The sequence below is a fragment of the Paenibacillus illinoisensis NBRC 15959 genome (assembly GCF_004000925.1).
GTDB lineage: Bacteria > Bacillota > Bacilli > Paenibacillales > Paenibacillaceae > Paenibacillus > Paenibacillus illinoisensis.
Map to the genome: position 1 here is coordinate 235,265 of NZ_BIME01000007.1, position 15,050 is coordinate 250,314.

General features: G+C 47.6%; 13 protein-coding genes. 5 read left to right on the plus strand and 8 right to left on the minus strand.

Going from position 1 to position 15,050, the window contains the following annotated elements:
* Complete coding sequence (locus tag PIL01S_RS18435; protein ID WP_127538778.1) at positions 1-1,206, plus strand: cation:proton antiporter; 1,206 nt, start codon at positions 1-3, stop codon at positions 1,204-1,206.
* 123 nt (positions 1,207-1,329) lie between these two features.
* On the opposite strand, the gene PIL01S_RS18440 is transcribed toward PIL01S_RS18435, so the two are convergent.
* Positions 1,330-2,208, minus strand: a complete 879-nt coding sequence (locus PIL01S_RS18440; RefSeq protein WP_127538779.1) for a PhzF family phenazine biosynthesis protein — start codon at positions 2,206-2,208, stop codon at positions 1,330-1,332.
* Between the two features lie 188 nt (positions 2,209-2,396).
* On the opposite strand from PIL01S_RS18440, the gene PIL01S_RS18445 reads away from it, so the two are divergent.
* Together PIL01S_RS18445 and PIL01S_RS18450 are read left to right on the plus strand one after the other, a co-directional pair.
* Positions 2,397-3,323, plus strand: coding sequence for an NADP-dependent oxidoreductase (locus tag PIL01S_RS18445; RefSeq protein ID WP_127538780.1), 927 nt, complete (start codon positions 2,397-2,399; stop codon positions 3,321-3,323).
* Positions 3,324-3,503: 180 nt separating this feature from the next.
* The gene (locus tag PIL01S_RS18450; protein ID WP_127538781.1) at positions 3,504-4,241 is read left to right on the plus strand and encodes a cyclase family protein; all 738 of its coding nucleotides are present in this window, start codon (positions 3,504-3,506) and stop codon (positions 4,239-4,241) included.
* Positions 4,242-4,369: 128 nt separating this feature from the next.
* On the opposite strand, the gene PIL01S_RS18455 is transcribed toward PIL01S_RS18450, so the two are convergent.
* The gene (locus tag PIL01S_RS18455; protein WP_095290136.1) at positions 4,370-4,570 is read right to left on the minus strand and encodes a hypothetical protein; all 201 of its coding nucleotides are present in this window, start codon (positions 4,568-4,570) and stop codon (positions 4,370-4,372) included.
* Positions 4,571-4,755: 185 nt separating this feature from the next.
* On the opposite strand from PIL01S_RS18455, the gene PIL01S_RS18460 reads away from it, so the two are divergent.
* Positions 4,756-5,238 carry a hypothetical protein gene (locus tag PIL01S_RS18460; RefSeq protein ID WP_127538782.1) on the plus strand — a complete coding sequence of 161 codons (483 nt, stop codon included), beginning with the start codon at positions 4,756-4,758 and terminating at the stop codon, positions 5,236-5,238.
* Positions 5,239-5,329: 91 nt separating this feature from the next.
* Here PIL01S_RS18460 and PIL01S_RS18465 read toward each other — a convergent pair whose 3' ends face one another.
* From PIL01S_RS18465 to PIL01S_RS18475, 3 genes are all read right to left on the minus strand, one after another.
* Positions 5,330-7,156: an ABC transporter substrate-binding protein gene (locus tag PIL01S_RS18465; protein WP_127538783.1), complete on the minus strand. Its 1,827-nt coding sequence runs from the start codon at positions 7,154-7,156 to the stop codon at positions 5,330-5,332.
* Between the two features lie 62 nt (positions 7,157-7,218).
* Positions 7,219-8,733, minus strand: a complete 1,515-nt coding sequence (locus tag PIL01S_RS18470) for an ABC transporter permease (RefSeq protein ID WP_127538784.1) — start codon at positions 8,731-8,733, stop codon at positions 7,219-7,221.
* A 12-nt stretch (positions 8,734-8,745) separates the two neighbouring features.
* The gene (locus PIL01S_RS18475; protein ID WP_127538869.1) at positions 8,746-10,164 is read right to left on the minus strand and encodes an ABC transporter permease; all 1,419 of its coding nucleotides are present in this window, start codon (positions 10,162-10,164) and stop codon (positions 8,746-8,748) included.
* A gap of 170 nt (positions 10,165-10,334) precedes the next feature.
* Between PIL01S_RS18475 and PIL01S_RS18480 the strand changes: the two genes are divergently transcribed.
* Positions 10,335-12,080 (plus strand): ABC transporter ATP-binding protein, encoded by a 1,746-nt coding sequence (locus PIL01S_RS18480; RefSeq protein ID WP_127538785.1) that lies wholly within the window; start codon positions 10,335-10,337, stop codon positions 12,078-12,080.
* Between the two features lie 112 nt (positions 12,081-12,192).
* Here PIL01S_RS18480 and PIL01S_RS18485 read toward each other — a convergent pair whose 3' ends face one another.
* The 3 genes from PIL01S_RS18485 to PIL01S_RS18495 all read right to left on the minus strand — a co-directional run bounded on the left by PIL01S_RS18485 (position 12,193) and on the right by PIL01S_RS18495 (position 14,930).
* A complete protein-coding gene (locus PIL01S_RS18485; protein ID WP_127538786.1) occupies positions 12,193-12,975 on the minus strand; it encodes a hypothetical protein in 783 nt (260 codons plus the stop codon).
* 110 nt (positions 12,976-13,085) lie between these two features.
* Positions 13,086-13,847 carry a LuxR C-terminal-related transcriptional regulator gene (locus tag PIL01S_RS18490; RefSeq protein WP_246058451.1) on the minus strand — a complete coding sequence of 254 codons (762 nt, stop codon included), beginning with the start codon at positions 13,845-13,847 and terminating at the stop codon, positions 13,086-13,088.
* Between the two features lie 18 nt (positions 13,848-13,865).
* The gene (locus PIL01S_RS18495) at positions 13,866-14,930 is read right to left on the minus strand and encodes a suppressor of fused domain protein (protein WP_127538787.1); all 1,065 of its coding nucleotides are present in this window, start codon (positions 14,928-14,930) and stop codon (positions 13,866-13,868) included.
* Between the last annotated feature and the right edge of the window lie 120 nt (positions 14,931-15,050).

The window sequence follows — 15,050 nt, forward strand, 5'->3', positions numbered from 1 at the left end:
ATGGATATGCTCATATTCGAAGTGGGAATTGCTGTTGCGCTGATTACACTTACGGGGCTAATATCTGCACGATTACGATTTTCGGTCATTCCTTTCTATATTCTGATCGGAATGGCAGTTGGACCGCATGCACCACAGATCGGTATCGTGGATTTGCGTTTCATCGAAAGCTCGGCATTTATTGAATTTATGGGCAGGCTTGGCATTTTGTTTCTTCTATTTTATCTTGGACTTGAATTCTCGGTCTCTCGTTTGATGAAATCGGGCAAAGCCATATTGACCGGAGGCATGTTCTATGTAGGGCTTAATTTTGCTTCCGGTCTGCTGCTGGGCTGGTTCATGGAGCTGCCGTTAAAAGAAACGCTGGTGGTGTGCGGCATCATGACCAGCTCTTCAACAGCGATTGTGGCCAAAGTACTCGTTGATCTGAAGCGCACGGCGAATCCTGAAACGGAGATTATTATGGGCATGATCATGTTTGACGATCTGTTCATTGCCATTCATATCTCGATCCTGACTGGACTCGTTCTCAGCGGGGCAACCTCGTTCCTCAGTGTGCTGCTGGTATCCTTGTCTGCGATGCTGTTCATTGTGCTGTTTCTGATCATTGGCCGGAAGAGCATCAAGTATATTGACAAGGCGCTGAATATCAAGTCATCCGAACTGTTTCTGCTTACCGTGATGACGTTGCTCTTTCTAGTCGCTGGTTTCTCGGAAACACTGCATGTTGCCGAGGCGATCGGTGCATTAATGATGGGGCTGGTACTCGGTGAATCGAGACATGCGAACCGGATTGAGCATCAGGTCATGCCGTTCAAGGATTTTTTTGGTGCGATCTTCTTTTTTAGCTTTGGGCTGACCATTGAACCCTCCTCCCTTGGGGGAGCTGTCGGGATGACGATCATTGCGGTCATTTTAACGATTGTGAGCAATTATGGCGCAGGAATGATTGCAGGCAGAATGTCCGGAATGACGCCAAAGGCTTCACTCAAAGTGGGATTCACGCTGGTTTCCCGAGGAGAGTTCTCGATCATTATGGCGAACATTGGCAAGGCCGGAGGACTGATGGTTTCAATCCAGTCCTTTGCTGTGCTGTACGTGCTGATTCTGGCGGTACTTGGGCCAATCCTGACGAAGGAAGCGCCGTGGATCTATGGGCAATATGAACGTCTGAGAAATCGATTACGAAGGAAAGAGACAGGTTAGATTGGGTTTTGGTAGCAGCGTCACACCATGGAGAGGCTTCAACTCTCGGGTGTGACGCTTTTTTTGGATTCCTATGCTACCAAGTACTGTAGTGAAAAGGCGAGCAACGCGGATATTTTTTGCTTAAGGAAGATGAATTTGAATATTCTCGATATGCACGGCGACACCGCCGATCTGAACTTGAGTGATCTCGTTGGAAGGGCCGAGCGTTATTCTGCCTAGAATCCTGGAAGGACGGTTCATCGTGTACCCTTGTTTGATCATATATGTCTGATTATGGGGAGCTCGGAGTTGTTGATACTTATGCAGGTAACACAGCAATGCGCCATTGGATGTACCTGTGGCGCTCTCTTCCGGTATGTTGTACAGCGGGGCAAAGTTCCGACATTCTGCGAGGGCTGCATTATCCTGCGTTTCGAGTGCGAACACATGATAACCCACCACTTGATGAGCTTTGCTGATGTCGGAGATTTGCAGAAGATTAGGATTGATGTTTGTCAAAACATCAGGATGCCTAACCGGAATTAAGATGTCGCGCAGCCCGGTAGACACGATCTGTACAGGCAATTCTGAGTGTAGGTCTTGCAGCGGAATCTGCAGAGAGTCTGCGATGTCCTGCCGGTTGACCAGCTCTCCAAACTGCGGAAGTGTCTGGGACAGATAGACGTCACCGCCTTCCTCGACGGTTACTTCGAGAATTCCCGCAAGTGTATTAAGTGTATACTTGCCCACGTCAACCATCTGCTCTGCCTTCATGAGATAGAATAGTGCCACCGTTGCATGTCCACATAGGTCAACTTCATGATTTGGAGTAAAGTAACGTATGTTGTAATCAGCTAAATTCGAAGGCATGACAAATGCCGTTTCGGAAAATCCGACTTGTCTGGCAATCTCTTGCATCTGCGACGCGGACAAATGCTCTGCCTGCAGAACGACTCCAGCGGGGTTACCTCCCTCAGCGATATCCGAAAATGCATGTAATGTGATGACCTCAATATCCATTTTGTTTTCCCTCGCTTGTCCGTTAGTTCATGAAAAATGAGAATGTTCCTATTATAGCATGCTTAGTGGCTGGTTTTTTGATGGAACGAGGACGGCGAGCGATTGAGATTCAAGGTCAAGTGAATGGCTGCACAGGGTAATGAAGAAGGAGAGCACGCAATAATCCAATGGGAAGGCAGGGATTTGCAATGAAAGCTATTGTTATTGATAAGTTTGGTGGAGCGGAACAATTGAAGGAACAGGAAGTACCCAAGCCGACATGTGGAATCAATCAGGTTATCATCCAGATTCATGCAACCTCGGTGAATCCGGTCGACTTCAAGGTCCGACAAGGACATATGGAAGAAGCGGCTGATTCATTCCCTTTGATTTTGGGCGGGGATGCTGCGGGTATTGTGGCAGAGGTAGGATCCAATGTTACACAGTTCAGGGAGGGTGATCGTGTATTTGCCCGTCCGCGAAGCTTCGGAACCTATGCAGAATATGTGGCGGTAGATGCAGATATCGTATCCCGTATTCCGGACAATCTGAGTTCTGAGGATGCTGCGGCCATACCGCTTGCGGGCATGACAGCCTGGCAGGCACTTGTTGATCATGCGCACCTCGCCAAGGGGCAAAAGGTATTGATTCACGCGGGAGCAGGCGGTGTGGGAACTTATGCGATACAGATTGCTAAATACATTGGTGCTGAAGTGGCGGCAACGGCGAGTGAGTCCAATGAGGAGCTGCTTCGCTCCTTGGGCGTGGATCATTTTATCAATTATAAAAAAGAAGATTTCTCAGTGATCCTCTCCGGGTATGATGTCGTGCTCGATACAATGGGTGGTGATATTCAGCGGGACAGCTTCAAGGTGCTAAAGTCCGGCGGACATCTGGTTTCGCTGGTGGAGCAACCGGACGAGAACCTTGCCAAGGAGGCAGGCGTAACGGCGAATGTATTCATGATGGAACCGAAAGGGGAGCAGCTCGACCAACTGGCGAAGCTTGCCTCAGAAGGAAAACTCAAACCTGTGATTGACGAGACATATGATTTAAGCGAGCAGGGACTTCAGGAGGCGCATAAGAAGAGCGAAACACATCATACACGTGGGAAGCTTGTCATCCGCACGCAATAGGTGTCAACTCCCATACGAAGGTTATATTACATTGAAATTAGGAGCTCAATGCTGGCCATCTTCCGTTTGGGAAGGTGGCTGTTTTATTGTTGATGGCAGCAACAGAACTGCATTCCCATAGATGGAGGTTTAAGATATAATAGTAGAAATTTATTCCATTCTGCGCATGAGGTGATCCAATTGTCCAACGAACTTATTCAAGCCATTCAAGTGTTAAAAGAAAAGAAGTGGGTTGATCTGACCCATACATTCGGCCCGGAATCGCCGCACTTTTCTGCTTTTGATGCAGCACAGTTTGATACGCTGTTCAATCACGACCAAGGCTTTTTCGCTCAGAGCTTCAAGTTCCCCGGTCAATACGGCACCCATCTGGATGCACCGATTCATTTTGTGCGTGACACGCGTTATCTGGATCAGCTAGGGCTGAAGGAACTTGTGCTGCCGCTTGTGGTTATTGAGCAGTCTGCTGCCGTGGCGGGCAATCCGGACTTTACGCTGGATGTCGAGCATATTCTTGAATTCGAAAAGGAACATGGGGTCATTGAAGAAGGCAGCTTCGTGGCACTCCGTACCGATTGGAGCAAACGCTGGCCCGATCATGAAAAGTTCGACAACAAGGATGCAGAAGGCAACAGCCATGCACCCGGTTGGTCGGTTAGTGCATTGATGTTTTTGTTCGAAGAACGCAAAATCAAGGCCATTGGTCATGAAACCTTCGATACCGATTCAGCTGTGGACTATCAGAAGAATGGCGCACTTCTCGCGGAATATTATGTGCTTGCTCAGGATACATATCAGGTAGAGTTGTTAACCAATCTGGATCAGGTGCCAGCAAAAGGTGCAGTGATCTTCAACATTGTACCCAAGGCCGAAAAAGCTTCCGGATTCCCGGTTAGATCCTTTGCCATTTTGCCTTGATGCAGCAGCTCTCAAATGAAATTAAGTTCTATAGAAGGTCAGGGTCCAATTATATACAATTCCTAACTACTAGATCAATGCTCATATGTAAACGTAAAGGAGGCACGTGTTGCCTCCTTTTTTATGTCTTACTTTTGATCCGAGTGGGGATTCGGATTGAATCTTTGTGAGATTTTCTTCTCGGCTTTCTTGCGCCGGATCCAGCGCTTAAGTATGTTCTGCTGCTTTCTTTCTTCTAGTGTTTCTTTCATGCCTTGAATCATGAATTCGGATCTTCGTCTATCATCCCGACTAATCTCGCGTAATTCTTTAATAAATTTGTCGTCCATATCTGCCTCTCGCTCATTCAGGATAACACCATTATACCGAACGTACGTTCTTTTATCAAGTTTTACCATTAGCCATTGTAGCCGCAACCGAATTTGTGAAAAAGAGCACAGGAACAGTCTCCTCTATATGTGAAAATGGAATTGAGAATTCAGTGCCATCTGTACACTTGTCTGGAGGGTGAGGTATGAACGCAGGTGAGAAGCGACTCGGATCCGGCCAGGGTTCGGACAGATTATCGTGGGTACTCATTATATTGCATGGATTTTTGGGCATTGGTGCGATCGTTGGAGGGGGAGGCCTCATTATCGATTCATCAGGAAGTCTCCTCCATATGTCAAATTCGTTGTTGGAGCATTCCCCGTTTGGCAATTTTTTGATTCCGGGAATCATACTATTGTTGGTTCTTGGTATCATGCCGATCGTGATTGCCATTTCGCTTATAACATACTCTCATTGGGAAATAGGAGAAAAACTTAATCTCTACCTGGATCGGTATTGGGGATGGACATTCTCCTTGTATACAGGGTTCGCACTTCATATCTGGATTATGGTTCAGGTATTCTGGATACAGCATGTCTCAATCATTCATCTGATTTATTTTGCATGGGGCGTCGCAATTCAGGTTGTTACTCTCCTGCCTGGAGTGCAGCGAAGATATTCCAGGTAGATCATTCAACCTAGATGCAATCTGCATTATATGAAAACGGCTGCCGACAGAACCCTGGAGTGATTCTGTCAGCAGCCGTTTATGCTTTTATCTACTTGGATGCGTTGTAATTGCTCAAGAACTCTTTTACTTTGGCCGGATCAGACTTCAATTCATTCCCTGTCTGAACGAGCGGACTTACCGTAGAGTAGGCTTTGAGCTTGTTGTTCTTATAGAACTGGAGAATCTCATCCTGATTAATGGAGTACAGCACTGCCTTTCTCAAGTCACTGCTCTTCGCCACATCTCTATTCTTGGTGTTAAACAGCAGATAGGAAACCGCGTTGCTCGGAATGCTCTGCAGCTTCAGCTTGCTGTCACTTTCAATGATGTCATACTTCGTTTCTGGTACCCCGTAATACAAATGAATTTCACTGCTGCGAAGGGCAGACAATGCACTGTCAGCATCCGCGATGAAGCGTACGTTTACCTGTGAAATTTTCGGAGCATATTCAGAGCCTTTGCGGTATCCGGGGTTTTGATAGAATACGCCCTCGTAATCGTTTTTGTAAGCCAGAATGTAAGGTCCACTTGCATACAGTGTGTTGTTGTACGAAGCCCCCTCTGTTACCGTGTTCTGGTCACCATAAGGAATATCCTTGTTTACGTCAAAAGAAGCTACGTCATAGGTGTTGATGCTCTCCACCTGTTTCTTGGACACGATCCCCGCGGATTGGTGAGCCAGGTAATTCAGGACTTGAGGGAAAGGCTCTGTTGTGGTTAGTTTCACGACCTGATATTTACCTGCACTATTATCCGCTTTTGTTTTGTCTGAGACCAGTTCGGTGATTTTGGAATCGAGTCCTTGCTCGAGAGCGTCTTTGATGGTTCCGTTACCGCCGGATTGCTGGATGGATTCCAGGGTGCTCAGGTCGGTTACCAGCTCAGCTTCTTTGATATGCTCGTGCAAGCTGTATGTCCGGTGATCCGGAACAGAGTCTTTATTTTTGGCGCGGTCCAGAGAGAAGATGACGTCATCGGCACCAACGCGCTCCCCGGTATCCACTGCCTTTTTGTTTTCAATCTTTGCAAAGTTAATATCGTCTCTCAGAATGAAATAATACTCCGAATTCCCCTCAGCGATGCTGAAATTGTGGGAAAGTGATGCTTCGGCTGTCAGTTGATCATCATCCGTCAGGTTTACAAGACGAACATACATGTTGGTGTTCAATTGGTTGATGGAGCCGTCGTTGCCTTTGATCGGGTCAAGGGAAGTCAGCACGGAAGCACTTTGAGTCAGGATCAGTGGATCCTTAGTATTCTTGGAACTGTCCTTGAATTCGATCGGTTCCCAAGCCATGGCACGGGATTTGGACAGGCGCACCGTATCCGGATTCAGGATGTCCTGATTCACGGCCTGACTCTTCAAGGAAATGTACAATGGAGCGATGTAGGCTTGATCCGTTACCAGGCGGTCCTCCAATTGTTTGTACGTTTCCTTGTATTCTTCGGGTGTTTGGGTGGCTGCGGCGTCAATGAGTTTATCGATCTCTTCATCCGCCAGAATGCTGTAGTCACCACCGGTTTTGAAAAGAGAACGAACGGCATAGTCCGGGTTACCGGTTACTGTCGTCCAGCTGGAGAGAGCAATATCATAGTTGCCCGCGTCCTGTTGGGATTTGTAGCTGCCGTAATCCGGCTGCAGATTCAGCTTTACATTGAAGCCGTTTTTGGTCAGCTGATCACGGATGATATTAACGTCATTTTCGGAAGAACTTTGGGCGAGCAACTCAATGTCGACTGGAGCCTGATTCTGAGCGTTCTCTGCTGGCGAAGTGGGGGTCGTCTCCGATTGGGTTTCGGACTTGGTCTTCACGCTGCAGCCCGAAATCACGATGACGAGAATAAGCAGCAATGAGATCAACGAACGTTTTTTCATGGGATTACCTCCTGGATAATTTTGAATGGAATGAATTGAATGAATTGTTAGAATTGCTTGAATTAAGCCTTTACCAATTTCGGATCAAGTGCGTCGCGCAGACCATCACCGAGAAAGTTGAATGACAGAACGAGCAGAATGATAGCCAGCCCCGGATAAATGGCGAGATACGAGTGCGTTTCCAGATATGTACTGCCCAGCTTGAGAATGTTGCCCCATTCCGGGATATGTGGTTCGACACCCAGTCCCAGATAGCTCAGGCTGCTGGTAGCAATGACCGCTCCGCCAATCGTAAGCGTGGACTTGATGATCATTGGTGCAAGCGAGTTGGGAATGATGTGCTTGAAAATGATGGAACGGTTGTTATAGCCGAGTGCACGCGCAGCCTCTACGAATTCGAAGGTGGAAACATACAGGACGCTGGCTCTCATGGTACGTGCATAAGTCGGGATGGAGCCCAGACTGAGTGCCAGAATCAGATTGACCGTATTGGCGCCAAATGCCGCAATGATGGCAATGGCCAGCAGGATGCCCGGAATGGCATAGAGGACATCGAGCAGCCGCATGATGATATTGTCTGTGTGTCTTCCATAGAATCCGGAGAAGGCTCCAAGGACTCCACCAATGATCACAGGAATAATGGTCGACAGGCAGCCTACGATCAACGAGATGCGGGCACCGAATACGATTCGCGAGAACAGGCATCGCCCGAAATCATCCGTCCCGAGTGGATAAGCCAGGGATGGCGGCTGCAGCAGGGCGGAATAGTTGTTTTCGACCGCCATGCTGTAATCAAAGGTGAAGAAACTGCAGATCGAGATGGAAAATAGAAAGATGATAAAAAACATGCCGGACATCGCTGTTACGTTAGGAGCCAGTCGGTCCCAGAGGTCGTTCCAGAAGTTTGATTTCTGTTTCCCTTGTCTCCGGTAGCGCCCGATGATGGAAATGCCGAGCAGGAGTGCAAATACGTTTCCTGTGACCGAGGTAAGGATCAGCAGGATGCTGACAGCAATCATCCAGCGTGGAATGACCGAAGCAGCAGTATACTGGGCTACAATCATCAAAACGACCAGGTCAATGACCAGAATGAATAGCAAGGCGGCCATGGCTGGCAAAAACGTATCGGATACATAGGGTTTGAACATATTGAGCGCCGATACGCCAATAACGAACAGCTGCGTCAGCAGCATATAGACCGCAAAGGTGTATTCCACTTGCTTTGCTTTTTTGATCAGATGAAATGCTGCTGTGACGATGAAAATATTGCCAGAGCAGATGGTCAGCAGCTGAACCCAAGCCAGCCTGCGGGTTAATGCTGAGATATGTCCGTGTCTGGTCAAGTCTTTTCGGATGAGCAGCATCAGGATACTCTGAATGATCGTAAAGAAAAGATAGATACAAAGTGCAGTTAGCAGAAATGGTCTGAATTCTTGCCTGCCCAGGTCATAACTGTTAAACAGCAGTAACACCGTCAATAGGAGAGAAGTAACCCACGCAAAGCTGGCCTGACTGTATTCTGGTGAAGACTTAAGCCGGAAACGCACTTCTTGTGTTAGGGAACCCGAATTTGTCATATTGCACCTGCTTTAATATTGTTTCATCTTGGAACGTACTCTTGGATCAATAAATGCGTACAACAGATCTACGATTACATTAATAATGGAAATGGTAATCGCTGTATACACTACTCCGCCCATGATACTCGGAATATCGGGAATAAACTGTTTATCCACAATGTAACTGCCGAGTCCACTAATATTAAATACTTTCTCCGTTACGGCCGCTCCGCCGAGCATACCTCCAAATTGCAATCCAACCACCGTTACGATTGGAATCAACGCATTGCGTACCGCATGTTTCAGCAGAACACTCCGTTCGCTGAGTCCTTTGGCGCGAGCTGTCATCACGTAATCTTCGTGAATAACTTCCAACGTGGAAGAACGGGTCATCCGGGCCACTGCAGCCGTTAATCCTGTTCCCAGAACAATGGTTGGCATAATGATGGACAGCCAGTTCTGAGGATTGAAGGTCGCAGGCAGCCACTGCATTTTAATTGAGAAGTTCAGGATGAAGATCAGTCCCTGCCAGAAGTTCGGAATCGACAATCCGATCAGGGCGATAAACATAAATGTGTAATCAAACAGCGAATTGGGCTTGATCGCTGAGATGATCCCGATGGGAAGTGCGATGACAAGGGCAAGCAGTAGAGAAATGACTGCGAGTGTCAGTGTAATTGGAAACTTTCTGGCTATGGTCGCAGTAACATCCTCATTTCCCGAGAAGGATTTGCCCAGATCAAACAGCGCGATTCCCTTGATATTGTTCCAGAGCTGAACGAGATAAGGCTGATCCAGACCGTATACGTGATTAAAGGCTGCAATCTGCTCCTGTGTCGCTGTCTCTCCGAGAATGTTGGCTGCCGGGTTGAATGGAGACAGATACAAGATAGTAAATACGAGGGTAGCTACACCCAAAATGACGAATAGAGTCATCAGTATTCTTTCGAATATGTACTTTAGATAAGGATTGCCATAGATCCATAGTATGACGTACATCAGACAGCCTGGAATGATAGATAGAGCCACAAACCAGGGTTTATCCAGCAATGCACGGAACGTGTCTGCCATGGTCAGGCGCTGTTCTCCATGTTCCTGCAGCCTGCGTGACGTTCGTTCATACAACTCTTTCTGATATGTTTCCTCCAGCCACTGCTCCGTCTGACGCTTGAATTCTGTTTCACTGACCTGCTGCTGGAAGAAGCGATGTTTGCGCCTCAGCTGTTCTTCTACTATGGTTCGAAGCTTATCCCGGTAAGAAGAAGAGTGCATCTCCTGTTCTACAGCTCGCTGAGTGGTTTGCCATCCATCCTTTTGGTGTCTGGATTGCCACACCAGAAGCACAATCAGATTGATCGGCAGCCCGAGAATAAACAGCACATATCGGTAGGAGGGATGAAGCAGCATTTTGCCATAAATGAAACTCAGATGCTGTGCAAGCCGTGACATTTTGCCGCCTACTGCAAGATTCAAACCGTGCAAACCTCCCTACATTCAGTTTTAAATTGCATTATTCCGATTGATATAGTATATATTATTTAGGGTCTATTCAATTGTCAAGGTATGGAATTGTGTACATATTATGAAACGCGTAAATATGAAGGAAAGCAGGTGTTTACATGCAGCCTTTACTGAAAGTTAGTGATTTGTCCGTCTCTTTTCATTCTGGAGAGAATGAGTTTCAGGCGGTACGGGAGGTCAGCTTCGAGGTTCGGAAAGGGGAAACGCTTGGGATTGTTGGAGAATCGGGGAGCGGCAAAAGTGTAACAGCCCGTTCCATTATGAGGCTGCTTGCTTCTCCTCCATCTCAGATGAAGCAGGGAGAGATTTTGTTTCGTGGAGTCAATCTGGCGACCAAAACGCAAAAGGAGATGGAAAGCATCCGCGGCCGCGACATCGGCATGATTTTTCAGGATCCCATGAGTTCGCTTAATCCGACCATCAAAGTTGGAAAACAAATCTCCGAAAGTTTGATCAAGCATCAGAAGCTGTCTCGCAGGGAAGCGAAAAAGCAAGCCATCGCCATGCTCGAGCTGGTTGGCATATCACGGAGTGAGGTGCGCTACAATCAGTACCCGCACGAGTTCTCGGGAGGCATGCGTCAGCGGGTCATGATCGCCATTGCACTTGCTTGCCGCCCGGAGCTGCTGATTGCCGATGAACCAACAACTGCACTCGACGTGACTATCCAGGCACAAATTCTGAATCTGATGAAAGACATGCAGGAACGGCTGGGGACGTCCATTATACTGATTACCCATGATCTGGGGGTTGTGGCCGGAATGTGTGACCGCGTCGTGGTCATGAAAGAGGGACAGATCGTGGAATCCGGGACGACGGCGGAGATCTTCGCCAATCCGAAACACGAATATACGTCCAGACTTCTGAATGCCTTGCCGCGGTTGGATGAGAAGAAGAAACCCAAACCGGTTTCACTGTTCCCTAAGGATCTACAAGATGATCAGCCTCTGCTTGAGGTGAAATCCCTGCGGCAGCATTTTAATCTTGGCAAAGGCAATACACTGAAGGCAGTGAATGATATCAGCTTTTATATCCGACAGGGCGAGACACTGGGAGTCGTAGGAGAGTCTGGCAGCGGAAAATCCACGACGGGGCGTGCCATCTTGAGACTGCATGAACCGACTGGCGGGGATGTCTTGTTCAAAGGGGTTCCACTAAACCGGCTGTCCACTTCGGAAATGAAAACGATGAGACGGCATATGCAGATCATCTTCCAGGACCCCTACGCCTCATTGAACCCGAAATTGAGAATTATGGACATTATCGGGGAGGCTCTTGATATCCATCAGCTGACCAAGACAACAGCGGAGAGGGAGAAGCGGGTGGAAGAACTGCTGGAAATGGTGGGGCTTGATCCATCCCATGCGCTGCGGTACCCTCACGAATTCTCTGGCGGTCAGAGACAGAGAATCGGGATTGCGCGGGCACTTGCTGTGGAACCGGAATTTATTGTGTGTGATGAGCCGTTGTCTGCGCTCGATGTGTCCATACAGGCGCAGATCGTACAGCTTCTTGAGGAATTGCAGCAGCGGCTTGGTTTGACGTATCTTTTTATTGCACACGACTTGTCCATGGTCAAACATATCAGTGATCGTGTGGCTGTGATGTATAACGGTAAAATCGTTGAGCTTGCTGAGAGTGAAGAGCTCTATTCCAATCCACAGCATGCGTATACGAAGTCGCTTCTCTCTGCAATCCCGGTCCCTGATCCGGCTGTGGAAGCGAAGAAAAAACGCACGGTGTTTGAAGAAAACAGCAGGGAGCAGCTAGCCGATCGTTACAATCTGGAGCAGTCCAAGTGGGTCGAAGTAACGGAAGGGCACTGGGTGGCCGTTTCTGGTTAGAACGGATCAGAGTGATCACACGAGCAGGCACAAAAAAACAACCCCGTCAGTGATCTGTGCAAGATCAACTGTGCGGGGTCCTTTATACGTTTGTTTTAGGTTGTGGACGGTATTATTTGAATTGCACCGATTTCTTGATATTGTCAATTTCGGCTTTGCTTGCATCATCCAAATACGTGAAGATGAAGTTGAAGGCATAACCTTCAATGATGGTGCTGTAGTAATCCTGTGTAATGGTTGTGCCGTCACCAGCATCCATTGTGATTTGCATAACATCCATCTCTTTACCACCGATCGTTTCGGTTGTGATTTCCTTATAATCATAAGGGAACTGGCTGTCGACCATGAATTTCTTGGTTGCTTCCAGGTAGTCTTTACCTGTGCGAATCCCTTGCAGCAGGCTGACTTTCTCGGCAATAGCCATAGCGGAAGGACCCACTTCCTGACCACCCAGAGGCAATTCTGAAGCCATCAACAGGTTCAGTGTTTTTGTTTGGGACAGTTCAAGCTGTTTTTTCTTCGTATCATCGTCACCGGCAATGGCATCCGAAGAAGCGCTTGTCAGCTCGTTCATTCCTGCAGCATCCTGGAACTCCCATTCCTCAGGGAATTTCAAGGATACACCGAAGTAGTCATTCGTGTAGGAACCTTTTTCGGTTGTACCCAGTTCCACGTTAGCTGAATTGTCTTCTTCCTCAGCTGCTCCGTCAGTCGACGTTTCCGTACTTTCAGTATCCTCAGTTTTGGCTGTATCCGTGTCTGTAGCGGCTGCAGTTTCTGTTTTAGTCGTGTCTTCCGTTTGAGCGTTGTTATCTGCCTTGTCACCGCAAGCGGCTGCAACAAGCATCATCATGATGAGCATAGTGAATAAAGACGTTTTTTTTGTGATAGACATAAAACCCTCCTGAAATAAATGTGTGTGTTCTCTCTCTGTAATGTTGCGTACTCCAAAATTGTAGCACAAGTGTTCTTCTTGACCAGCTATAGGAAACTATAGGGGTTCCACTATAAATAAGACAATCGGCTTGCAATTGAAACAGCTTCCGTGCTGGATTGCACACCTAATTTGTTGAAGATCACTTTTTTGTGGTGATTCACGGTGCATTCCTTGATTTTTAATTTCAAAGCTATGGCCTTAACGGTTAACCCTTTTGAGATCATTTCAAGGATGGTTAACTGACGCTCAGTGAAATCCACAGAAGGCTTCTCGGTAGGAACGGATGACATCAGGCTCTGGTAGCTGTTCTGCATATGGGCAGGAATGAGCTTGGCAATGGCGATTAATTCACTTTGCATATCTGCGTTAATGGTGGACACATCCAGATAACCGGAATGGTTGATTCCTACAGATAGAGGCGTAGCGTAACAGTGCCATTGTTGAAAAAGCGGGCTCTCATGCTGCTCTGGCGGCAGCAATACCGGTTCGTTCTTTTCCATGGTGGCCGAGATGGCGTTGATTCCGCAGCTCTGTGCAGTGAAAACCATGCCTGGACGAATCGGTGACTGCTTCACTTCATCCTCCAGATCAGGGCTGTAATCCATGGCGAGCAGCACGCCATCCGCATCCGTAAGCAGAAACAGATAGGTGCTGGACAGATTCTCTCGGATATCCGATAGACTGCGCTGGAAGGCACCGATCAGAAAATGATTGATTTTGCGCAATCTTTCCAGACTGGTCCTGGAAATATATTTAATATGAGCCATGCTCGATCTAGGTGCACTGATGTCAGACCAATGTTCCAGCAAGGCCGATGTAGTGACAGACATGATACTACCTCCTTACATTTAACCGATGGTTTCTACGACGCGACCTTCCTGGTCGGTAATTTCAGTTCGGACGATTTGGATAACCAATCCGGGAAGGGAAGGAATCTCGAATGTCATTTCCGAAGGTTTAAGATGAGCTGTTAGTTCGTTTACTGTCTGTTCATTCACGGTTACGGTGATTTTGGTTTCTTCTTCATGAAAATAAGCGTTTTCCCCGGCCTCGAAGGTGATATTTACACCTGAACCGACAAGTGATAACGGAGCACGCTTTGCAATACGGCTGCGCAGTATTTTTCCAATCAGAACCGCTTGTTTGGCTCCCAGCTGGAGTTCGGCGGGCGTATTTTTTTGCAGCAATCTTTTGCGGGAAGGCGTCCAAGCCAGTTGTTGTATGAATAAAAATGCCGTGCTGGAGCCTTCAAGCTCAATTCCACGCTGAACAGCCTGCCCTACCGATGGAATATCCACATAGGAGTTGCGCATGAGATCCGTAACATACTTGGGCATAAATGCTTCGCATGCCTTGAGGAAGCCACGTGTGTTCCACGTCTGCATCGTTTCCATTTCACGTCCAGTAATCCCGACCATTTGAATGAACTCCACTGTACCATTAGGGGTGGACAGCTGATTCAGATCCGGGTCTTCAATAAAGGAAAGGGCGGTCAGCAAGGTATCAGAGCCCAGACAGATCGGTCCATTGGCATCCAGGTAGTCGCCTGGGCGAAATACGTTACCGCTATTGAAGACATACCGCCCCATATTCTGTAACAAGTTCAGGGCCCAAGCTGGAGGTTCAGTCTCATCCTCTGTTCGGGTAAGCCGAAAGGTCAGTTCGAATCCATATCCACTGTGCTCTGGATCATTGGTTTCTTTGTCATATAGTTCGGAGAATCCGTACGTTACAAAATGCCAATGAGGCGTTGGGTGTTCCACTTTATAGGCACTGATTCCATCCAGAGGGTCAGGTCCTCCGAGCGCATAAGGGATGGCTGTGCCATAATGTTTGGGTTCCTGCTCCCCATAAAGTTCGTTAAATGCTGTATCAATGGCATCCCAGCCGGCTGTGCTTGCTTCATCAGTCATGATGGGTTCCTCCTTCAGGTGTTCAATCTCCCAAAAAAACATGTAAAATTAAGTTTACCTGTCTCAGTTATCGTTTCAAGCGGCTTAAGGCTGAATTATGTCAGATAGGACTTCGGGGTA